This window comes from Pseudomonas sp. MF4836 (assembly GCF_002018875.1).
Classification (GTDB): Bacteria; Pseudomonadota; Gammaproteobacteria; order Pseudomonadales; family Pseudomonadaceae; genus Aquipseudomonas.
The window spans coordinates 111,673-133,038 of sequence record NZ_MVOL01000004.1 but is presented as its reverse complement, the minus strand read 5'-3'; the positions used below and the strand labels follow the sequence as shown (position 1 = coordinate 133,038).

The 21,366-nt window shown below is 62.0% G+C and carries 23 protein-coding genes; 14 read left to right on the top strand and 9 right to left on the bottom strand.

All coding sequences use genetic code 11. The features are described from left to right. Window positions 1-3: 3 nt before the first annotated feature. The 8 genes from gyrB to MF4836_RS10760 all read left to right on the top strand — a co-directional run bounded on the left by gyrB (window position 4) and on the right by MF4836_RS10760 (window position 5,585). Complete coding sequence (gyrB, locus tag MF4836_RS10795; RefSeq protein ID WP_020294943.1) at window positions 4-2,421, top strand: DNA topoisomerase (ATP-hydrolyzing) subunit B; 2,418 nt, start codon at window positions 4-6, stop codon at window positions 2,419-2,421. A gap of 122 nt (window positions 2,422-2,543) precedes the next feature. Further along, complete coding sequence (locus MF4836_RS10790) at window positions 2,544-2,948, top strand: Imm1 family immunity protein (RefSeq protein ID WP_078470336.1); 405 nt, start codon at window positions 2,544-2,546, stop codon at window positions 2,946-2,948. Window positions 2,949-2,970: 22 nt separating this feature from the next. Then, window positions 2,971-3,447: a hypothetical protein gene (locus MF4836_RS35505; RefSeq protein WP_078470335.1), complete on the top strand. Its 477-nt coding sequence runs from the start codon at window positions 2,971-2,973 to the stop codon at window positions 3,445-3,447. 6 nt (window positions 3,448-3,453) lie between these two features. Beyond that, entirely contained in the window at window positions 3,454-3,966 is a 513-nt protein-coding gene (locus MF4836_RS10780) for a DUF4265 domain-containing protein (protein ID WP_078470334.1), read from the top strand. Further along, the gene (locus MF4836_RS10775; protein ID WP_078470333.1) at window positions 3,963-4,346 is read left to right on the top strand and encodes an Imm10 family immunity protein; all 384 of its coding nucleotides are present in this window, start codon (window positions 3,963-3,965) and stop codon (window positions 4,344-4,346) included. The genes MF4836_RS10780 and MF4836_RS10775 overlap by 4 nt, the downstream gene beginning before the upstream one ends. A gap of 56 nt (window positions 4,347-4,402) precedes the next feature. Beyond that, a complete protein-coding gene (locus tag MF4836_RS10770; RefSeq protein WP_078470332.1) occupies window positions 4,403-4,888 on the top strand; it encodes a DUF4265 domain-containing protein in 486 nt (161 codons plus the stop codon). A gap of 23 nt (window positions 4,889-4,911) precedes the next feature. After that, on the top strand, window positions 4,912-5,253 hold the full coding sequence (locus MF4836_RS10765) for a hypothetical protein (protein WP_078470331.1): 342 nt from the start codon (window positions 4,912-4,914) through the stop codon (window positions 5,251-5,253). Between the two features lie 11 nt (window positions 5,254-5,264). Continuing rightward, window positions 5,265-5,585, top strand: coding sequence for an immunity protein Imm33 domain-containing protein (locus tag MF4836_RS10760; RefSeq protein ID WP_178102932.1), 321 nt, complete (start codon window positions 5,265-5,267; stop codon window positions 5,583-5,585). A gap of 27 nt (window positions 5,586-5,612) precedes the next feature. On the opposite strand, the gene MF4836_RS10755 is transcribed toward MF4836_RS10760, so the two are convergent. Beyond that, a complete protein-coding gene (locus MF4836_RS10755; RefSeq protein WP_078470329.1) occupies window positions 5,613-6,341 on the bottom strand; it encodes a response regulator transcription factor in 729 nt (242 codons plus the stop codon). Window positions 6,342-6,569: 228 nt separating this feature from the next. Between MF4836_RS10755 and MF4836_RS10750 the strand changes: the two genes are divergently transcribed. The 3 genes from MF4836_RS10750 (at window position 6,570) to MF4836_RS10740 (ending at window position 10,618) form a co-directional block, all read left to right on the top strand. Further along, window positions 6,570-6,851 carry a hypothetical protein gene (locus MF4836_RS10750; RefSeq protein WP_078470328.1) on the top strand — a complete coding sequence of 94 codons (282 nt, stop codon included), beginning with the start codon at window positions 6,570-6,572 and terminating at the stop codon, window positions 6,849-6,851. Window positions 6,852-7,285: 434 nt separating this feature from the next. Next, complete coding sequence (locus MF4836_RS10745; RefSeq protein ID WP_078470327.1) at window positions 7,286-8,296, top strand: FecR family protein; 1,011 nt, start codon at window positions 7,286-7,288, stop codon at window positions 8,294-8,296. An 18-nt stretch (window positions 8,297-8,314) separates the two neighbouring features. Then, window positions 8,315-10,618 (top strand): CHASE2 domain-containing protein, encoded by a 2,304-nt coding sequence (locus MF4836_RS10740; RefSeq protein WP_078470326.1) that lies wholly within the window; start codon window positions 8,315-8,317, stop codon window positions 10,616-10,618. A 231-nt stretch (window positions 10,619-10,849) separates the two neighbouring features. Here MF4836_RS10740 and MF4836_RS10735 read toward each other — a convergent pair whose 3' ends face one another. From MF4836_RS10735 to glyQ, 4 genes are all read right to left on the bottom strand, one after another. Beyond that, window positions 10,850-11,620, bottom strand: a complete 771-nt coding sequence (locus MF4836_RS10735) for a lysophospholipid acyltransferase family protein (RefSeq protein WP_078470325.1) — start codon at window positions 11,618-11,620, stop codon at window positions 10,850-10,852. Between the two features lie 82 nt (window positions 11,621-11,702). Further along, entirely contained in the window at window positions 11,703-12,236 is a 534-nt protein-coding gene (gene gmhB / locus MF4836_RS10730; RefSeq protein WP_078470324.1) for a D-glycero-beta-D-manno-heptose 1,7-bisphosphate 7-phosphatase, read from the bottom strand. A 10-nt stretch (window positions 12,237-12,246) separates the two neighbouring features. Beyond that, entirely contained in the window at window positions 12,247-14,304 is a 2,058-nt protein-coding gene (gene glyS, locus MF4836_RS10725) for a glycine--tRNA ligase subunit beta (protein ID WP_078470323.1), read from the bottom strand. After that, on the bottom strand, window positions 14,301-15,254 hold the full coding sequence (gene glyQ / locus MF4836_RS10720; protein ID WP_003213601.1) for a glycine--tRNA ligase subunit alpha: 954 nt from the start codon (window positions 15,252-15,254) through the stop codon (window positions 14,301-14,303). Before glyQ ends, glyS begins: the two co-directional genes overlap by 4 nt. Window positions 15,255-15,335: 81 nt before the next feature. Between glyQ and tag the strand changes: the two genes are divergently transcribed. The 3 genes from tag (at window position 15,336) to MF4836_RS10705 (ending at window position 17,141) form a co-directional block, all read left to right on the top strand. After that, a complete protein-coding gene (gene tag / locus MF4836_RS10715; RefSeq protein WP_078470322.1) occupies window positions 15,336-15,899 on the top strand; it encodes a DNA-3-methyladenine glycosylase I in 564 nt (187 codons plus the stop codon). Window positions 15,900-15,941: 42 nt separating this feature from the next. Further along, window positions 15,942-16,829, top strand: a complete 888-nt coding sequence (locus tag MF4836_RS10710) for a lysophospholipid acyltransferase (protein ID WP_078470321.1) — start codon at window positions 15,942-15,944, stop codon at window positions 16,827-16,829. A 72-nt stretch (window positions 16,830-16,901) separates the two neighbouring features. Continuing rightward, complete coding sequence (locus MF4836_RS10705; protein ID WP_078470320.1) at window positions 16,902-17,141, top strand: pilus assembly protein PilZ; 240 nt, start codon at window positions 16,902-16,904, stop codon at window positions 17,139-17,141. A gap of 62 nt (window positions 17,142-17,203) precedes the next feature. On the opposite strand, the gene MF4836_RS10700 is transcribed toward MF4836_RS10705, so the two are convergent. From MF4836_RS10700 to fmt, 4 genes are all read right to left on the bottom strand, one after another. Further along, entirely contained in the window at window positions 17,204-17,521 is a 318-nt protein-coding gene (locus MF4836_RS10700) for a tetratricopeptide repeat protein (RefSeq protein ID WP_078470319.1), read from the bottom strand. Window positions 17,522-17,620: 99 nt separating this feature from the next. Continuing rightward, window positions 17,621-18,994, bottom strand: a complete 1,374-nt coding sequence (gene trkA, locus MF4836_RS10695) for a Trk system potassium transporter TrkA (RefSeq protein ID WP_078470318.1) — start codon at window positions 18,992-18,994, stop codon at window positions 17,621-17,623. A 22-nt stretch (window positions 18,995-19,016) separates the two neighbouring features. Beyond that, window positions 19,017-20,342, bottom strand: a complete 1,326-nt coding sequence (gene rsmB / locus MF4836_RS10690) for a 16S rRNA (cytosine(967)-C(5))-methyltransferase RsmB (RefSeq protein WP_078470317.1) — start codon at window positions 20,340-20,342, stop codon at window positions 19,017-19,019. Continuing rightward, complete coding sequence (gene fmt / locus MF4836_RS10685; RefSeq protein WP_078470316.1) at window positions 20,339-21,298, bottom strand: methionyl-tRNA formyltransferase; 960 nt, start codon at window positions 21,296-21,298, stop codon at window positions 20,339-20,341. The genes rsmB and fmt overlap by 4 nt, the downstream gene beginning before the upstream one ends. Between the last annotated feature and the right edge of the window lie 68 nt (window positions 21,299-21,366).

The window sequence follows — 21,366 nt, the reverse complement described above, 5'->3', positions numbered from 1 at the left end:
GGCATGAGCGAAGAAAATACGTACGACTCGACCAGCATTAAAGTGCTGAAAGGTTTGGATGCCGTACGCAAACGTCCCGGTATGTACATTGGTGACACCGACGATGGCAGCGGTCTGCACCACATGGTGTTCGAGGTGGTCGACAACTCGATCGACGAAGCACTGGCTGGCCACTGCGACGACATCAGCATCATCATCCACCCGGACGAATCCATCACTGTGCGCGACAACGGTCGCGGCATTCCGGTTGATGTGCATAAAGAAGAAGGCGTTTCCGCAGCCGAAGTCATCATGACTGTGCTGCACGCCGGCGGTAAGTTCGACGACAACTCCTACAAAGTATCCGGCGGCTTGCACGGTGTGGGTGTGTCGGTAGTGAACGCCTTGTCTGCTGAGCTGATCCTGACTGTTCGCCGTAGCGGCAAGATCTGGGAACAGACTTACGTGCACGGCGTACCGCAAGAGCCGATGAAGATCGTTGGCGAAAGCGAAACCACCGGTACCCAGATTCACTTCAAGCCTTCGGCTGAAACCTTCAAGAACATCCACTTCAGCTGGGACATCCTGGCCAAGCGGATTCGTGAACTGTCCTTCCTCAACTCCGGTGTCGGCATCGTCCTCAAGGATGAGCGCAGCGGCAAGGAAGAGCTGTTCAAGTACGAAGGCGGCCTGCGTGCATTCGTTGAATACCTGAACACCAACAAGACTGCGGTCAACCAGGTGTTCCACTTCAGCATGCAGCGTGAAGACGGCATCGGCGTGGAAATCGCCCTGCAGTGGAACGACAGCTTCAACGAGAACCTGTTGTGCTTCACCAACAACATTCCACAGCGTGACGGCGGTACCCACCTGGTGGGCTTCCGTTCGGCCCTGACCCGTAACCTGAATAACTACATCGAACAGGAAGGCCTGGCGAAGAAGCACAAAGTCGCCACCACTGGTGACGATGCCCGTGAAGGCCTGACCGCGATTATCTCGGTCAAGGTGCCGGATCCGAAGTTCAGCTCCCAGACCAAAGACAAGCTGGTGTCTTCCGAAGTGAAGACCGCGGTCGAACAGGAAATGGGCAAGTACTTCTCCGACTTCCTGCTGGAAAATCCGAACGAAGCCAAGCTGGTGGTCGGCAAGATGATCGACGCTGCCCGTGCCCGTGAAGCGGCGCGCAAGGCTCGTGAAATGACCCGCCGTAAAGGCGCGCTGGATATCGCCGGCCTGCCGGGCAAACTGGCGGACTGCCAGGAAAAAGACCCTGCCCTCTCCGAGCTTTACCTCGTGGAAGGTGACTCTGCTGGCGGTTCCGCCAAGCAGGGTCGCAACCGTCGTACCCAGGCCATCCTGCCGTTGAAGGGCAAGATCCTCAACGTCGAGAAAGCTCGCTTCGACAAGATGATTTCCTCGCAAGAGGTTGGCACCCTGATCACCGCCCTGGGCTGTGGTATCGGTCGCGACGAGTACAACATCGAGAAGCTGCGTTATCACAACATCATCATCATGACCGATGCTGACGTCGACGGTTCGCACATCCGTACCCTGCTGCTGACCTTCTTCTTCCGTCAGTTGCCGGAGCTGATCGAGCGCGGCTACATCTACATCGCTCAGCCGCCGCTGTACAAGGTGAAGAAAGGCAAGCAAGAGCAATACATCAAAGACGACGACGCCATGGAAGAGTACATGACGCAGTCGGCCCTTGAAGACGCTAGCCTGCACCTGAACGAAGAAGCCCCGGGCATCTCCGGCGAGGCGCTGGAGCGCCTGGTAAACGACTTCCGCATGGTGATGAAGACCCTCAAGCGTCTGTCGCGCCTGTACCCTCAGGAACTGACCGAGCACTTCATCTACCTGCCTGCCGTCAGCCTGGAACAGCTGGGCGATCATGCCGCGATGCAGGATTGGCTGGCCCAGTACGAAGTGCGCCTGCGCACCGTCGAGAAGTCCGGCCTGGTCTACAAGGCCAGCCTGCGTGAAGACCGTGAACGTAACGTCTGGCTGCCAGAGGTCGAACTGATCTCCCACGGTCTGTCGAACTACATCACGTTCAACCGCGACTTCTTCGGCAGTAATGATTACAAGACCGTCGTCACCCTGGGCGCGCAGTTGAGCACCCTGTTGGACGAAGGCGCGTACATCCAGCGCGGCGAGCGCAAGAAAGCCATCACCGAGTTCAAGGAAGCCCTTGAGTGGCTGATGGCTGAAAGCACCAAGCGTCACACCATCCAGCGCTACAAAGGTCTGGGTGAAATGAACCCGGATCAGCTGTGGGAAACCACCATGGACCCAAGCCAGCGCCGGATGCTCAAAGTGACCATCGAAGACGCCATTGGCGCAGACCAGATCTTCAACACCCTGATGGGTGATGCGGTCGAACCTCGCCGTGACTTCATCGAAAGCAATGCCCTGGCCGTGTCCAACCTGGATTTCTGATCCCGGGACACAGCTGAAAATAAAAAGGCCGACGCTTAGCGTTGGCCTTTTTTATTGGCAAATTGTTCAATCCCTCATCTATAACGATTTACGTGTTTATCCAGCCAAGGCAGCCATGGCGAATGCTCAAGAAAATCATTGAAGATGAATATGCCGGTAATCGTTGCCACCCTCGTGAGTGGTTAAACCCCGACTCGGCGCAGGTGCTGTCCGCGTTCAACCGCCTGGACGGAAAGGCTTTCAGCTCGACGGTTTTTTTCTTCAGCGACGAGACCCTGATGCATATCGGGGGCGGTGCGGCCGAGCAGTATGTGGTTTTTATCGCCCAGGACATCGACCAATCGTTGCAGACCCTGCTCAGCGCAGACAGTCCTGACGATCAGCAGATTGAACTGGTCGCGGGCGGCCAGTCCGGCAGTTACCCTCGGCATCAGTGTGTGGCTAAAGAGCGGGCGAGGCAGGCCCTGGCTTATTTCTCGGACTATGGCTCGGCCGATCCCGATCTGGCTTGGGAAGTGGAAGGCTAACTGGACAATAAGGACGTTGACCTTGGCAGGTACAAGCAGCCACCTATTCGATGAAGCACGCTACCCCATCGCCTGGCGTTTCAATGCCGCGGATTGTGCTCTGAGTGCGGACGACAAACAGCGAGTCGTGCTGTTTGATCAGGCAGCGTCACAGGCGCTATGGGACCGATTCATTCCAGTACCCTGCCTTATCACTGAGCTGCCCAGCCTGTTTCAATGCCATGAAAAAACCACACTGGATTTTGCCCGGCGCGCAGAGTCGTCATTGTTCTTCGAGCGGCGGCTAAGCCCGGAGTCAGACCTGCTCTGGCTGTTCTGGGGCAGACGCTGCGCGGTGCAGGTGCCCAGGGATATTTTTATAAAATGTTGGGACGACTTTTTCTATCCGTCCGATGAGAATACGGCCCTGGTGATGCCGGGCAGTGCAGAGGTCATATTTTCCTTCGAGGAAAACTTCTTTTACGGACAGTTCGTGAGGCCCATGGCGGCGCCTCTGTGAGATGGAATGGATAACTCGACAGCACAGTTTCACAAGATCATTTTCAAACTCACCATCGACGCCGACGGTTTCCCACCGGTGGAGTACGAGTCGCTGTGGGGCATCCAACGGGGCGCAGGTGTCTACGAGTTGGACAACACGCCCTATTACCTCTACGGCGTGAGCAAGGGGGACTGGGTACTGACTCGCGCCGATGCCCATGAGCTGATCGCTACCCGCGTGGTGCGGCAATCCGGGCACTCGACGCTGCGGGTTTTTGCCGAGCGCGAGTCAGAGCGCTCGAGCATTGTGCAGCACCTGCGCAGCCTCGGCGCCAGGTGTACGGTTACCCGGGGCCTGTCGCTGTTCACTGTGGATATCGCGCCCGAGGTCGGTTTTTCCGTAATCGACCACTACCTGTCCTCCATCACCGACGACCAACATATCGCCTATGAAGATGCCTGTTTACAGCACGGGGCCATTGAGCCTGCGCGCATGAGCGAGTGCTCTTCACTGGCTTCACTTGAGGTTCAAGCATGACTGTTGAATGGCCTGCCAGTTTTTTCAGCGCAACCCTGGAAGACGATGTATGGCTTGTGGCTTTTGCCGATGCCGCCGATGAGCCCGAGCACTACCTGGTGTTGCAACGCAGCACCGAGTGCGACGAACAGGACGCAGCCCTGGGCCAGGACACCTACCACCTCGAAATCTCCAGCCCTGCCCTCTCCGGCTATGGCGGGGTTGCACAGGTGCGTATCGAACAGGACCGCATCATTTTCAGCATGGCCAGCTCCGTCACCTGGTGTATGGGCCTGGATCAGCTGGTGCTGTTGCTGGCACCTGAGCTGCAAGACGATCCGGCCATCGAACAGGCGCTTCGAGAGGTGTTTGTCGAGCAGTTGACCCCGATCCGGGGCTGAGCCCGGCTCGGCTCTTTTCACCCTTTGTAAAAACAGTAATCGCTCGGAAGTTTGTTATGGATGATGAAAACCAGGAAATATCGATCCGGGTCGTCGCGGGGCAGAATGACCATGGCCCAGTCTATGAGCCGCTGCATGTACGGCGGATCGATGCGGACAGTTACGAGATTCTCTACTCACCGGGGCTGACGCTGAACCTGGCCAAGGGCGATATTATTTCGATCAAGGACCCGCATGTCCCCGCCGTGGTGCTCAAGCGTGGCGGTAACTTCTGCATCCATATTTATTCGAATCACATCCCGGAAGAACACATCATCGCCCTGGGGGCGGATGTGGCGACCGAGTTGGGCGGCATGCTCGACGGGCGCTATAAGGGCAATCTGACATTGTCGGTGCCGGCGCGAAACGGCATGGACAACATCGCCCTGTTCTTCAACCGTTTCCGCGAGACCACGGGCATCGAGTGGTACTACGCCAACATCTATAAAAACCTCGATGACACCAATGACGAGACCTTGCTCAATTGGTGGCTGGATAGCTGACCGCGAACGGAGTGAAGACGAGCATGAGCTATGAATATCGTCTGGTGTTTGATGAGCCGCTGGACGTGCGGCAGGTCATGGATCAGCTGCGCGGCAGTGCGAATTGTGTGCGGGCTGCCGAGCAGGTGGTCGAGTTCAAGGACCCTGGCCTGGGCAGCCGCGCCGACTATGATCTGCGCCTGACCTTCGAGAGCGAGCAGACGCTGTGGATGGAGTTGCTGTTTCGGACCGCGGCGTTGCACGAGTGCCTGGAGCCGGCACTGCGGGGGCGTCGTTTCAGGTGTTTCGAAGACGGTGACAGCGATGACGAGGTGGCACTCGAACAGGTCTTTGCCTTGGGCAGGACTCTCCCTATTTTCCCTTGATGGCTGGGCCAATGAACGAACGACAGCAGCTTATCTGTGAACGCTACGACCTCGCTCCCCAGGCGCCGGAGCCGATGATTGCACTGGCCACCGGCTCCCTTGCGCAGTCGCCCATCTATGGTACCCGGGTCGAGTTGCCCGAGAACGGCACGGTCAGTTGGTTTATCCACTGCGGCGAACATTCCACCGCCGTGGATTTCTACCAGCCCCTATGCGCCGAGCACCTGGTCGAGCTGCTGCCGGAGGTGATCGATTACCTGTACCTGCCGAGCGGGACGCGTTTCATCATCGACCGCGCCGGCTATGAAGATGTCTGGCAGGACCCGCACTGATATCAAGCCGCTATTAACGGCCAGCAGTCAGTTGCCCTGCTCGCCAGGCGACGCGACACTTTCCAGCCGGTAGCCGTAACCATAGATGGTCAGCAACTGCCAGCCACGGTCGGTGGTCAGCCCCAACTTGTTGCGCAGGCGGTAGATGTGGGTGTCCAGCGGCCGTGAGGACACGATCTCTTCGTGGGTCCAGAACCGCTGGTACAGGTATTCCCGTGACAGCGGTCGCCCCAGGTTGTCGAACAGGCAGCGCGCCAGGCGGTATTCGCGGTCGGTAAGGCTGATGGGTTGACCTGCCCGGGTCACGGTCAGCTCCGCATCATCGAAGGTCAGGTCATTGAAGCTCAGCACTTCGGTGGCGGTGCTGCGCTGCAAACCGTGGCGGCGCAGTACCGCCATGACCCGAGCCTTGAGTTCGTTGGGGCGGAAGGGTTTGCTGACGTAATCGTCGGCCCCGGCATTCAGCGCCTGGACGATATCGCTTTCGGCATCCCGGCTGGTGAGCATAATCGCGGCCGGCGGCGCTTCCATGTGTTCGCGGGTCCAGCGCAGCAATGACAGGCCGCTGAGGTCGGGCAGTTGCCAGTCGAGCACCAGCAGGTCAAAGGTCTCTCGACGCAGCTGGCGCAGCAGGTCCTCACCACGTTCGAAGCTGTGCAGGGTCCAGGGCTGGTCCCCCGGCCCGGGGATCTGTCGCAGTGTCTGTTCCACCCGGGCCAGTTCGGCGGGCTCGTCATCCAGTATTGCGACACGCATGCGGGGCAGTTCCTTGATTGCAGGGGGGAGCACTGTGGCCGTTTTTACGGCGTCTGAGTGGAGGTGAGTTTAGGCCGCCAAGGTGAATCTGAACAATTGTGGCGATTTGCTCTGACGCGATTGCGGGCTCGGTACGCTGATGTCAAATAGCCGGTAGGCGACAGGAGCACTGTCACGGCCTGCCGTGCGGCAGAACCATACCGACTGCAACCCGCAAGGAAAAGGATCATGGGGAAGATGTTTCGTACAGGCCGTGGGCTGCTGGTGAGGGCGGTGCAGGGTAAGGATCTTGGGTGTTTCGGTGCCTTGGCACTGGCTGTCTATCTCAGCCTGGGGTCGACGGTGTTGTCGCCTGCCAGCCCCCACCCTGGGCAACTGCCGGTTCAGCGCAGCCCGCAAGCGAGTGCCAGTGTCACGGGCTTTGCTGATTCGAACCAGGTGGCTCCCAGTACCCTGCATTACGTCGAGCAAAGTGCCCTGCACCAGGAGCAGCAACGCTGGGTGTTCTAGAACCCAAGGATTCTGAACAAATCTTGCAAATCGGCCAGCCGAGCCTTGTGGGCGGTAGATTCCTACTCGCTGAGTGGCACACGGGGCATCAGGAAGTGCTCCGACACAGGGAGTGTCAACCGCCAGGCTGGCGGGACACGGGTTGCTCGCAAGCCGTGTTGAAGGGGAATAAAAGGAGTGCCTCCTCAGGATGATCACCGGGCGATCTGTCGCCACGGTGCCGACACACGGAAGTGTCACCCTCCCCTTGTGTCGGCATGCCTGGATCGCCACGCACTTTTACCTGCGCTTTGTACCGCATACCCTGACCAGCACCGCACGCGTTGGCTGGCGATTGAAAGGGCAGCTATCGGCTCAGGATCGGCCTCAGGTATGGTGCACAGGTTCGATAACAGGGTTTACCCGTCGGTTTGCCACAGGTCCAAGCACACTCCATGACTCAAACGACCCCTTTGCAGCCCACGTTATCCTGGCCTTTCCCGGGCCGTCGCCTGCTGGTTCTGAGTGGTGTGCTCGGGTGTCTGCTCCTGCCGCTGATGGACGCCGGCGCCGCGCCTCGGCGTTTGCCCTATATCGATGACAATCTGCAATGCCGCGGCCAGCCCTTGCCGGCAACGGTGGAGCATCTGACGGGCGAAGCCTGGAAGGTGGATGCCCAGGGCCGGGAAACCCTCCTCGAAGAGGGCATGAATATTGATGAGCAGGAGGGGGTGAAGACCTCGCCTTCAGCCTTCGTCAGCCTCTCGTTGGGAGACGGTTCGCGGGTGGTGCTGCCCTCCAGTTCGAAGATCACCCTGCGCCTGAACCAGGAGTACGGGGTGCCCCAGGTCAGCCTGGAACAGGGCCAGATCGAATCCTATGTGATCAAGCGCAGCAGTGACCACGATCGCTTCCAGATCCTCACGCCAGTAGGTGTCCTGGGGGTACGTGGTACTCATTTCCGAGTGCGCAATGACGATCAGCAGGCGTTGGTCGAAGTGCTTAACGGGCAGGTGGCGGTGAGTCGGGAGGATGATCCGCCCCAGGCTAAAAAGCCGGTTAGGAACAAGCCTGTGGATAAACCGGTGGGCCCGCTCCCCGGCGAGGTGCAGGTCATGGCCCGCCAGGGCCTGCGCATTCAGAAACAAGGCACCCTGACCCCGATCGACCTGCTGCCGGCGCCGCGACTGCTGGGCCAGGCCGGACAGACAGGCAGCGCGCCGGTCTGGCAGTTGATCTTCAAACCCTTGCCGGGCGCCAGGCGCTACCGTGCCCAGGTGGCGACCGACAAGGAGTTCCTGAACATCAAGCAGGAGCAGTTTTCCAGCACCCCCGAGGTCAACTTCAGCGGCCTGAAGGCCTTTTTCTACCATGTGCGTCTCTCTGCTTTCGATGAGCACGGGCTGGAGGGCGAGACGGGTGTGTATGACATTTTCTATTACCCGCGCACCAGCAATGTTCAATAAGCCTGCGGCCTGCTGCCGATGAAGCGCTGGCGCCGTGTGGAAGGTCGGGAGCCGACCCAGGCTCAGCGCCTGTTTCGCGGCCTGGTACGGGAATGGCTCTGGGTCAGCCTGATCCTGCTGCCCCTGACCGCCCTGTTGTCCCTGACCCCGGGGCTGGCGCTGAACAACCTGCTGTACGACAGCCTGAACCGGCTCAGCCCCCTGCCCGTCGACCCGCGAATCCTGATCGTCACCATCGACGACTACAGCCTGCAACAACTCGGCCGATGGCCCTGGCCGCGGTCGCTGCATGCGGATCTGCTGGACCGCTTGCGCGAGGCCGAGGTTCGGGGCGTGCTGTTCGATGTGATTTTCAGCGAGCCCGACAGCCAGCCGGATAACGATGTGCGCCTGGCCCAGGCCCTGTGTCGCTCGGGCAATGTATTGTTGCCGTTGCTGCGCGAAAGCGTCGCCCGCTATGGGCAACCCCTGGGTGAGATCGAACCGGTGGCCGTGTTGCGCGACTGTGCCAAGGCCGTGGGGCATATCAATGCCCAGGCTGATGCCGATGGCATTGTGCGCAGCGTGTATTTGCGTGAGGGCTTGGCGCAGAGCCCCAAGGCGCAACTGGCGTGGCTGCTGTATGAAATGACGCGGCCGGCCGGCTCGTCTGCGACCCTGCCCGGCTCTGCCGAGCCTCAGCTGGCCCAGGGCTGGCTGCGAGCCCATGAGGTGCGGATTCCCTTCATCAGCGCGGCGGGCGGTTTTCCCAGCGTGCCCTATGTCAGTGTGTTGCGTGGCGACGTGCCGCCGGAGTTGCTGCGTGACCGCTTGATCCTGATCGGTTCCACGGCCCCGGGCCTGGGTGATCGCTACGTCACGCCGCAGTCGGCCAGCCTGGGGACCACTCCCGGCATCGAGATCCAGGCCAACCTGCTTAACGGTTTATTGCAGCAGCGCAGTATCGTGGCGCTGGGCAACTGGCCGGCGACCCTGCTGTCGGCGGCCCTGGTGGCCGCCCTGCTCGGCCTGCTGCTGTGGCGCCCACGCCATGCGCTGTGGTTGACCCTGGGGTGCATGGGCCTGGCATTGCTGGGCTCGGCACTGTTGCTGCGGGCGGGCGGCTGGTGGTCGCCCGCAGCCAGCCTGCTGGGGATGCTGCTGGCGTACCTGATCTGGAATTGGCGGCGCCTGAGCGTGATCCTGGCTTATTTCGGCTGGGAGCTGGCGCGCCTGGACAGCGAACCCAAGGTTCTGCCCGAGCGCCGCCATACCCCGGTCGCGTCCGGCGATGTATTGCAGGGGCAGATTGTCGCCCTGGAACAGGCCATGAGCCGCACCCGCGACACTCGCCGGTTTATCGCCGATGGCCTGGAGTACCTGCCGGTGGCGACGCTGATCAGCAACCCCGATGGCAGGATCCTGCTGGCCAATCGCAAGGCCCGCGAACTGTTCGCCAACCTGCTGCTGGGCACTGAACTGCTCGCCCAGTTGGCGGAGCTGGGTTATCCACAGGGTTCGTCGCCTGACCTGTCGCAACTGCAGTGCCTGGAGTTTCGCGATACCCAAGAGCGCAGCCTGCGCCTGGATCGGGCCCCGTTGCTGCCAGCTGACAGCGATACACCGATCGGCTGGCTGCTGAGCTTCACCGACCTCAGCGTCGAGCGCGATGCCGAGCAGCAGCGCGCGGTGCTGCTGCGGTTTCTGTCCCATGACTTGCGCGCGCCCCACTCGGCGATCCTCGCCTTGCTCGATGTGCAGCGCCATCAGGCGCCCGGTGAGAACCAGGTGTACCTGCAGATCGAACAGCAGGTACGCCGCGCACTGAGCCTGACCGAAGCCTTTGTGCAGTTGGCCAAGGCCGAGTCCGAGGCTTATCAGTTCCAGCCGAGCATCTTCGCGATGCTGGTGCTGGATGCGTTCGACCTGGCGGCGACCATTGCCCAGTTGAAGCGCATCACCCTGGTCCACGACCTCGACGAAGATGCCGAAGGCATGGTCCTGGCCGATCAGTCCCTGCTCACGCGGGCGTTGTTCAATCTGCTGGAGAACGCGATCAAGTACAGCCCCGAGGGCTCTGTGGTGAGCGTGCATGTCAGTTGCCGCGAGGGCTGGCTGAGCTGTGAGATCAGCGACCAGGGCAAAGGCATCGCCGCCCAGGATCTGCCGCAGCTGTTTGGTCAGTACCAGAGATTTTCCTCGGCCCAGGGCATTGATGGGCTGGGGCTGGGGTTGTCGATGGTCAAGGCCGTGGTGGAGCGCCATCAGGGGCGGATCATCTGCCGCAGTCAACTGGGGCAAGGCTCGACCTTCACCCTGCAACTGCCACTGCTGGAAGAGTAACCCGTGGCCGCTGCTGCCAGGCTGCTGGCCGCCGTGGGGGTGTCAGGTGCATGGACGGCGTGTTACAGGTCCAGCGCAGCCTCGCGAGTTCGGCCCTCGCGAGGGGCTGCGAAAAACTTATGCACGTTTTTCGGCGTTTTATGAGCTTCGGAAATATGTATATAAATCATAAATTTACGAAGCTATTTCGCCGATTAGACAGAAAACCGTACACAGGTTATCCACAGATACTCAGGACGCCAGCGACTCCGCTTCGGCGCTCACTGGCGGCAGTGAACCCATGTCCCGTTGTGCCTGTTCGTTCCAGGCCTGTACCCGGTCGTTCAGGGTGGCAATGGCCCGTGGTCCCGAGCCTTCGGCATACATCGGCTCGCCAATCACCACGGTGATGGTGCCGGAGCGCTTGGCCCAACCGGTCTTCGGCCAGAACTTGCCCGCGTTGTGGGCAATCGGCAGGACCGGCAAGTTGGCATTCACCGCCAGGGCGCTGCCACTGCGGGAAAATTTGCCGATCTGACCGTAGGGGACCCGGGTGCCCTCGGGGAAAATCAGTACCCAGACGTTGTCCTTGAGCAGTTCATCGCCCTTCTTGGCGACCACTTTCAAGGCGGCCTTGGGGTTGTCGCGGTCGATGGCGATCGGCCGCAGCATGGCCATGGCCCAGCCGAAGAACGGCACAAACAGTAACTCGCGCTTGAGCACCTGGCTCAGAGGTTCGAAGTACGCCGAGAGAAAGAACGTCTCCCAGGTGCTCTGGTGGTTCGACTGAATCACGCAGGGGCGGTCCGGGATGTTTTCGGCGCCTTTGACTTCAAAACGGATGTCGAGAAAAACCTTGGTCAGCCACAACGCGCAGCGGCACCAGTAAACGTTGATAAAGCGGTAGCGCGCCTTGAACGGCAAAAAAGGCGCGATAAAAAAGCTCAGGGAACACCACAGCAACGAGCTGGTGCCCAGCAGCAGGTAAAAGAAAAAAGTTCTGATGGCCTGCACGATCGACATAGCGGCATTTACCGTTGCGGGCACTGCCCGCCTATTAAAAGCGCACCCCCGAACAGTCCTTGATCAGGATTTCAGAAGAGCTTTAGTGGTGGATAAGTTCAGCGGCAACAGCCGCCAGGTCGTCAAAAATCAAGGTGCCAACCGGCAGGTTCAAGCCCTGGGTCTTTGTGCCTTTCCCGGTTTTTACCAAAACTGGCTGAGAGTCGACGGCCTTGGCCGCTTCCAGGTCACCGAGACTGTCGCCTACAAACCATAGACCGGTCAGGGGCACCTGATAGTGCTCGGCAATGGCGTGCAGCATTCCCGGCTTGGGTTTGCGACAGGCGCAACCCTCATCGGGACCGTGTGGGCAGTAGACGATCAGCCCGACCTCGCCACCCTGCTCGGCCACCAGCGCCCGCAGGCGCTCATGCATGGCGTCGAGGGTGGCGATATCGTAGTAGCCGCGAGCGATGCCCGACTGGTTGGTAGCGACCGCTACCGTCCAGCCGGCCTTGCTCAACTGCGCGATGGCCGCGATCGATCCGGGGAGTGGGTGCCACTCCTCCACCGACTTGATGTAAGCGTCGGAGTCGTAGTTGATCACCCCGTCCCGATCGAGAATCAGCAGTTTCACCAGCAGCCCCTCAGCCCAGCAGCGAGATGTCGGCAACGCCCAGGAACAAGCCTCGCAGACGCGCCAGCAGCGCATAGCGGTTGGCCCGTACATTGGCGTCTTCAGCGTTGACCATCACCGCTTCGAAGAACGCATCCACCGGCTCGCGCAAGGCGGCCAGGCGGGCCAGGGTCTCGCTGTACTGACGCGCTGCGGCCATTGGCTGCACCGCCTGATCCGCTTGCTGGATCGCCGAATACAGGGAGAACTCGTTGGCGTTGTCGAAGTACTTGGCTTCCACGGTACTCGGCACGTTGCCTTCGACCTTGCTCAGCAGGTTCGATACGCGCTTGTTCACGGCGGCCAGTGCGGCGGCTTCCGGCAGTTTGCGGAAGGCCTGCACGGCTTGTACGCGCTGGTCGAAGTCCAGCGCCGAGCCCGGCTTCAGTGCACGCACCGAGAGGTAGGTGGCCACGTCCACGCCTTCATCTTCATAACGCGCACGCAGGCGGTCGAAGACGAATTCCAGCACCTGGTCGGCCAGGCCGGCGGTCTTGATCTTGCTGCCGAAAGCGTTGACGGCGAAGGCCACGGCTTCGGTCAGGTCCAGGTCGAGCTTCTTGTCGATCAGGATACGCAGTACGCCCAGGGCCGCACGGCGCAAGGCATAGGGGTCCTTGCTGCCGGTCGGGAGCATGCCGATGCCGAAGATCCCCACCAGGGTGTCAAGCTTGTCGGCAATGGCCACCGCCGCACCGGTCAGGGTGCTCGGCAGTTCGGCCGCGCCGGCGCCACGGGGCATGTACTGCTCGTTCAGCGCCAGGGCAACGTCTTGCGGCTCGCCGTCATTGAGGGCGTAGTAGTAGCCGGCAACGCCTTGCATCTCCGGGAACTCGCCGACCATTTCGGTGGCCAGGTCGCACTTGGACAGCAGGCCGGCACGGGCCGCGCGCTGGGCGTCGCCACCGATGCGTGGGGCGATGAAGGCGGCCAGCTTGGAAACCCGCTCGGCCTTGTCGTAGACGCTGCCGAGTTTTTCCTGGAAGACCACGTTCTGCAGGCGCAGGTTGAAGTCTTCGAGCTTCTGCTTTTTGTCCTGCTTGAAGAAGAACTCGGCATCGGTCAAGCGCGGACGAACGACTTTCTCGTTACCGGCGATGATCTGCTGCGGGTCCTTGCTTTCAATGTTGGCCACGGTGATGAAGCGCGGCAGCAATTTGCCGTCGACGTCCAGCAGGCAGAAGTACTTCTGGTTGTCCTGCATGGTGATGATCAGGGCTTCTTGCGGCACGTCGAGGAAGCGCTCCTCGAACGAGCACACCAGCGGTACTGGCCATTCGACCAGGGCGGTCACTTCATCGAGCAGGGCTGGCGGCACGATGGCGGTGCCTTCCTGCAGGCGCGCCAGTTCTTCGGTGCGCTTGCTGATCAGCGTGCGACGCTCATTGGCGTCTGCCAGCACGTAGGCGGCGCGCAGGTCGTCGAGGTAGCTGGCCGGCGAGCTGATACGCACGGTTTCCGGGTGATGGAAACGGTGGCCACGGGATTCACGACCGGCTTTCTGGGCCAGGATGGTGCAATCGATGACCTGGTCACCGAGCAGCATCACCAGCCATTGGGTCGGACGCACGAACTCTTCCTTGCGGGCACCCCAGCGCATGCGCTTGGGGATCGGCAGGTCGTTCAGCGAGTCTTCGACAATGGTCGGCAGCAAGCTGGCGGTCGGCTTGCCCTTGATGCTCTGGCTGTAGCGCAGTTTCGGGCCGCTCTGGTCGATTTCGCTGAGCTCGACGCCGCATTTCTTGGCGAAGCCCAGGGCCGCCTGGGTCGGGTTGCCTTCCGCGTCGAACGCCGCCTGGCGTGGCGGGCCGTCGAGGTTGATGCTGCGATCAGGCTGCTGGGTGGCCAGCGCGGTGATCAGGACCGCCAGGCGCCGTGGCGCGGCATAGACCTGTTTGGCTTCAAAGCCCAGGCCAGCGGCCTGCAGGCCTTTCTCGATGCCGGCCAGGAAGGCTTCGGCCAGGGTATTCAGGGCCTTCGGTGGCAGTTCTTCAGTGCCCAGTTCAACCAGGAAATCTTGCGCACTCATTGTGCCGCCTCCAGCTTAGCCAACACTTCGTCACGCAGGTCCGGGGTCGCCATCGGGAAGCCCAGCTTGGCACGGGCCAGCAGGTAGGCTTGCGCAACGGAACGCGCCAGGGTGCGGACTCGCAGAATGTATTGCTGGCGCGCGGTTACCGAGATGGCACGGCGGGCGTCCAGCAGGTTGAAGGTATGGGAAGCCTTCAACACCATTTCGTAGCTCGGCAACGGCAGCGGCTGATCCAGCTCGATCAGGCGCTTGGCTTCGCTTTCATAGAAGTCGAACAGTTCGAACAGCTTCTCGACGTTGGCGTGTTCGAAGTTGTAGGTCGATTGTTCCACTTCGTTCTGGTGGAACACATCGCCATAGGTGACCTTGCCGAACGGGCCGTCGGCCCACACCAGGTCGTACACCGAGTCCACGCCCTGCAGGTACATGGCCAGGCGTTCCAGGCCGTAGGTGATTTCGCCGGTGACCGGGTAGCACTCGATGCCGCCAGCTTGCTGGAAGTAGGTGAACTGGGTGACTTCCATGCCGTTGAGCCAGACTTCCCAGCCCAGACCCCAGGCGCCGAGGGTCGGCGATTCCCAGTTGTCTTCGACGAAACGGATGTCGTGCACCAGCGGGTCGAGGCCCACGTGCTTCAACGAACCCAGGTACAGCTCCTGGAAGTTGTCCGGGTTGGGCTTCAATACCACCTGGAACTGGTAGTAGTGCTGCAAGCGGTTGGGGTTTTCGCCGTAGCGGCCGTCAGTCGGGCGACGACTGGGCTGCACATAAGCGGCGTTCCAGGTTTCCGGGCCGATAGCCCGCAGGAAGGTGGCGGTGTGGAAAGTGCCGGCGCCTACTTCCATATCGTAGGGCTGAAGTACCACACAACCTTGCTCGGCCCAGTATTGCTGGAGGGCGAGGATCAAGTCTTGGAAGGTACGCACGGCTGGCGTAGGCTGGCTCACGAAATTCACCTGTTACTTGGGCTGCGATTTAAGGAGCGGGAGTATACCCGATTCGGTCGTGCGCACGCCCCCTGGAGCCTTATGCCACGCTGCTTTTGGTGTTCCGATGATCCGCTGTACATGGCTTATCACGATCAGGAGTGGGGCGTGCCGCTACGCGATGCGCAGCGCTTGTTCGAGTTGTTATTGCTCGAAGGGTTCCAGGCCGGGCTGTCATGGATCACCGTTTTGAAGAAGCGCGAGCGCTATCGCCAGGTGCTGTTCGGCTTCGATGTGCAGCGGGTGGCGCAGATGAGCGATGCCGAAATCGACGAGCTGATGCTCGACCCCGGGATCATCCGCAACCGCCTCAAACTCAACGCCGCCCGGCGCAATGCCCAGGCCTGGCTGGAGCTGGAAGACCCGGTGGGGCTGCTCTGGTCGTTTGTCGGCGGGGTGCCCAAAGTCAATCATTTCAAGGACCGCAGTGAAGTGCCGGCGGTCACGCCCGAGGCCCAGGCAATGAGCAAGGGCCTGCAGAAAGCCGGCTTCACGTTCGTCGGACCGACCATCTGTTATGCCTTGATGCAGGCCTCGGGCATGGTCATGGATCACACCCGTGACTGTGATCGCTACGCCTTCCTCGCCAACGCGCGGTTAGAATAGCCGGCTGCGACTAGGTCATGACCAACAGCTCAGGAGTCACTTGTGGATAAGTTCAAAGGCGCCCTGCTGGTGGGCGCTCTGCGGTTGTTTGCCCTGCTGCCGTGGCGCGCAGTGCAGGCCGTCGGTTCGGCCATTGGCTGGATCATGTGGAAAACCCCCAACCGTTCCCGCGATGTGGTGCGGATCAACCTGGCCAAGTGCTTCCCCGAAATGGACGCCGCCGAACGCGAGCGTTTGGTGGGACAGAGCCTGAAAGACATCGGCAAGTCCCTGACCGAAAGCGCCTGCGCCTGGATCTGGCCGGCCCAGCGCTCCATCGACCTGGTGCGTGAAGTCCAGGGCCTGGAGGTGCTGAAAGAGGCTCTGGCGTCGGGCAAGGGCGTGGTCGGCATCACCAGCCACCTGGGCAACTGGGAGGTGCTCAACCACTTCTATTGCAACCAGTGCAAACCGATCATTTTCTACCGTCCGCCCAAGCTCAAGGCGGTGGATGATCTGCTGCGCAAACAGCGGGTGCAGTTGGGCAATCGCGTTGCCGCGTCCACCAAGGAAGGCATCCTCAGTGTCATCAAGGAAGTGCGCAAAGGGGGGGCAGTGGGGATTCCCGCCGACCCGGAACCGGCCGAATCCGCCGGGATCTTCGTGCCCTTCTTCGCCACCCAGGCGCTCACCAGCAAGTTCGTGCCGAACATGCTGGCCGGGGGCAAGGCGGTGGGTGTATTCCTGCACGCCCTGCGCCTGCCTGACGGTTCAGGCTACAAGGTGATCCTCGAAGCGGCACCCGAAGCGATGTACAGCACCGATACCCAGGTGTCCTGCGCGGCCATGAGCAAGGTGGTCGAGCGCTATGTGGCGGCGTATCCGAGCCAGTACATGTGGAGCATGAAACGCTTCAAGAAACGTCCGCCCGGCGAAGAGCGCTGGTACTGACAAGAGCTGGCATGATCTGTGGATAACTTCATGCCTGAAGTTATCCACACCTGACGAGCAAGGGCGCAACAGATGTCCGATCAGCGTAAATCCTTCCGCATCACCATCCAGCACGAGAGCTTCGGCGAGTGCTTGGAGCAGACGCGCAACCTGTCGTCCAGCGGCGTGTATGTACAAAACCCGATCCTGGCCGCCCTGCCCAAGGGCGCGGTGGTCTATGGACAGGTCCAGGGTTTGCCGGTCATTGCGCCGCGAGTGCGCATGGAAGTGGTGCAGGTCGACGCGCAAGGCATTGCGCTGCGCTATCTCTGAACCCTCCAACCGCCCCTCAACCCTGTAGCCGCCGAGGCACGGGTTGGGACGGTCGGGGGGATTTACGGTTGGGAGTGGCGCTCGAGCTTTTTGAGGAAGACGGTCATTTCCTTTTCTGCCTGCTTGTCGCCATGAGCGCGGGCGGCTTCCAAGCCCTGTTCCCAGGCCTGGCGTGCGGCCGGATAGTCGGCCTTGGCCTGGAAGGCCTTGCCCAGGAGCTTCCACGCGGCCGAGTACTTGGGGTCGAAGGTCACGCAGCGTTGCAGGTGCTCGGCGGCTTTGGCGGGCTCACCGAGGTCCAGGTAGCCCTTGCCCAGGCCGAAGCGCAACAGGGCGTTATCCACACCCTTGGCGAGCATTTTTTCCAGGGAATCCAGCATGGTCTTGTGTCCTGTGGATAGTTTTGGTTGTGCAAGAAGCACAGCGGCTGTGGCAACGCGCTCGAGCCTGGGGCAGCCGCCACAGGCGAGCGCGAGGGGTTAGAAGAAGCTCAGGCCGACGTGGAACAGTTTTTCCACGTCGCGGATGTGCTTTTTATCCACAAGGAACAGGATCACGTGATCGCCGGCCTCGATCACGGTGTCATCGTGGGCGATCAGCACTTCTTCATCGCGAATGATCGCGCCGATGGTGGTGCCCGGCGGCAGGCCGATGTTCTCGATGGCGCGCCCGATCACCTTGCTCGACTTGGCGTCACCATGGGCGATGGCCTCGATCGCCTCTGCCGCGCCCCGGCGCAGGGAGTGCACGCTGACGATATCGCCGCGGCGCACGTGGGCCAGCAGGGTGCCGATGGTGGCCAACTGCGGGCTGATGGCGATGTCGATATCGCCGCCCTGGATCAGGTCGACGTAGGCCGGGTTGTTGATGATGGTCATGACCTTCTTCGCCCCCAGGCGCTTGGCCAGCAGCGACGACATGATGTTGGCTTCGTCGTCGTTGGTCAGGGCCAGGAAGATGTCGGCGTCGGCGATGTTCTCTTCCAGCAGCAGGTCGCGGTCCGAGGCGCTGCCCTGCAGCACCACGGTGCTGTCCAGGGTGTCCGAGAGGTAGCGGCAGCGCGCCGGGTTCATCTCGATGATCTTCACCTGGTAGCGGCTTTCGATGGCCTCGGCCAGACGCTCGCCGATCTGCCCGCCACCGGCGATGACGATGCGCTTGTAGGTTTCATCAAGGCGGCGCATCTCGCTCATCACCGCTCGGATGTGGGCCTTGGCGGCAATGAAGAACACCTCGTCGTCGGCTTCGATCACCGTATCGCCCTTGGGCATGATCGGCCGGTCACGACGGAAGATCGCCGCCACCCGGGTATCGACGTTGGGCATGTGCTCACGCAACTGGCGCAGTTGCTGGCCCACCAGCGGGCCGCCGTAGTAGGCCTTGACCGCCACCAGCTGCGCCTTGCCTTCGGCGAAGTCGATCACTTGCAGCGCGCCGGGGTGTTCGATCAGGCGCTTGATGTAGTTGGTCACCACCTGCTCGGGGCTGATCAGCACGTCCACCGGGATCGCGTCGTTGTCGAACAGGCCGGCGCGGGTCAGGTACGCGGCTTCGCGCACCCGGGCGATCTTGGTCGGGGTGTGGAACAGGGTGTGGGCGACCTGGCAGGCGACCATGTTGGTCTCGTCGCTGTTGGTCACCGCCACCAGCATGTCGGCGTCGTCGGCACCGGCCTGGCGCAGCACCGTCGGGAACGAGGCGCGGCCCTGCACGGTGCGGATGTCCAGGCGGTCGCCGAGGTCCCGCAGGCGTTCGCCGTCGGTGTCGACCACGGTGATGTCGTTGGCTTCGCTGGCCAAGTGTTCCGCCAGGGTGCCACCCACCTGCCCTGCGCCGAGGATGATGATCTTCATCCAGTCACTCCCTTAAACCCGGTTAACCGCGCGCGGCGGCGATCTTGATCAGCTTGGCGTAGTAGAACCCGTCATGGCCGCCTTGCTGAGCCAGCAACTGGCGACCATGGGGTTGCTTCAAGCCGGCCGCAGGCTGCCCGTTTTGCCCGGCGATGTCCAATTCGCGAGCTCCCGGGGTGCGCCCCAGGAACGCTTCGATCACTGCGGTGTTCTCGGTGGGCAGGGTCGAGCAGGTGGCGTAGAGCAGGATCCCGCCGACGTCGAGGGTTGGCCACAGCGCGTCCAGCAGCTCGCCTTGCAGCTGTGCGAGGGCGGCGATGTCGTCGGCTTGGCGGGTGAGTTTGATGTCCGGATGGCGGCGGATGACCCCGGTGGCCGAGCATGGCGCGTCCAGCAGGATCCGCTGGAACGGCTTGCCGTCCCACCAGGCCTGGGTGTCGCGGCCATCGGCGGCGATCAGTTCGGCGGCCAGCCCCAGGCGTTCGAGGTTTTCCCGCACGCGCACCAGGCGCTTGGCTTCCAGGTCGACGGCGACCACGCCGGCCAGCTTGGGCTCGACTTCAAGGATGTGGCAGGTCTTGCCGCCCGGTGCGCAGCAGGCGTCCAGCACCCGTTGGCCGGGGGCCAGGTCCAGCAGGTCGGCGGCCAGTTGCGCGGCTTCGTCCTGCACGCTGATCCAGCCTTCGGCAAAGCCCGGCAGGCCGCGCACATCGGCGGCGGCGTCGAGGACGATGCCATCCTGGCTGTACACGCAAGGCGTGGCCGCCACACCGGCGGCGCTCAGCAGCCCGAGGTAGGCATCACGGGAATGGTGACGGCGGTTGACCCGCAGGATCATCGGCGGGTGCGCGTTATTCGCCGCGCAGATGGCTTCCCACTGCTCGGGCCAGAACGCCTTGAGCGACTTTTGCAGCCAGCGCGGGTGGGCTGTGCGCACCACCGGGTCATGTTCCAGCTCGGCCAGCAGCGTTTCGCTTTCACGCTGGGCGCGGCGCAGCACGGCATTGAGCAGGGCCTTGGCCCAGGGTTTTTTCAGCTTGTCGGCGCAACCCACGGTTTCGCCGATGGCGGCGTGGGGTGGAACCCGGGTGTAGAGCAGTTGGTAGAGACCGACCAGCAGCAGGGCCTCGACATCGGCATCGGCTGCCTTGAACGGCTTCTGCAGCAGTTTGGCCGCCAGTGCCGACAGCCGTGGCTGCCAGCGCGCAGTGCCGAAGGCCAGGTCCTGGGTAAAGCCGCGATCGCGGTCTTCGACCTTGTCCAGCTGGGTCGGCAGCGAGCTGTTGAGCGATGCCTTGCCGTTGAGTACGGCTGCCAGGGCCTTGGCGGCGGCCAGACGCGGGTTCATTGGGCGTCTACCGTTTGACCGAGGAGCGTGCCGATGGCGAATTTCTCGCGGCGGCTGTTGAACAGGTCACTGAAGCTGAGGGCCTTGCCGCCGGGCAATTGCAGGCGGGTCAGGCACAGCGCCTGTTCACCGCAGGCGACGATCAGGCCGTCCTTGCTGGCGCCGAGGATTTCACCCGGTGCGCCCTGGCCTTCAGCCAGTTGCGCGGCCAGGACTTTCAAGGCTTCGCCATTCAAGCTGCTGTGGCAGATCGGCCACGGGTTGAAGGCGCGCACCAGGCGCTCCAGCTCAACGGCCGGGCGGCTCCAGTCGATACGCGCCTCGTCCTTGTTCAGCTTGTGGGCGTAGGTGGCGAGCGTGTCGTCCTGCACTTCGCCGTGCAAGGTGCCGGCAGCCAGGCCGGCGATGGCCTGCACCACGGCCGGTGGGCCCATGTGCGCCAGGCGGTCGTGCAGGCTGCCACCGGTGTCTTCGGCGGTGATCGGGGTGCTGACCTTGAGCAGCATCGGCCCGGTGTCCAGGCCGGCTTCCATGCGCATCACGGTCACGCCGCTCATCGCGTCGCCGGCTTGCACCGCGCGCTGGATCGGCGCCGCACCACGCCAGCGTGGCAGCAGCGAAGCGTGGCTGTTGATGCAGCCCAGGCGCGGAATATCCAGCACCACCTGCGGCAGGATCAGGCCGTAAGCCACCACCACCATCAGGTCGGGCTTGAGCGCCGCCAATTCGGCCTGGGCTTCGGGAGCACGCAGGGTCGGCGGTTGCAGCACCACGATGTCGTGTTCCAGGGCCAGCTGCTTGACCGGGCTCGGCATCAGTTTTTGCCCGCGCCCCGCCGGGCGGTCCGGCTGGGTGTAGACCGCAACGATCTCGTACGGGCTTTCGAGCAGGGCCTTGAGGTGTTCGGCGGCAAATTCCGGGGTGCCGGCAAAGACGATGCGCAGTGGCTCAGTCATGGGAATTCTCGGTGGTAAACATGCGGAAAAGAAAAAGGCTTGCTGCTGCAAGCCTTTGGAAGAAGGGC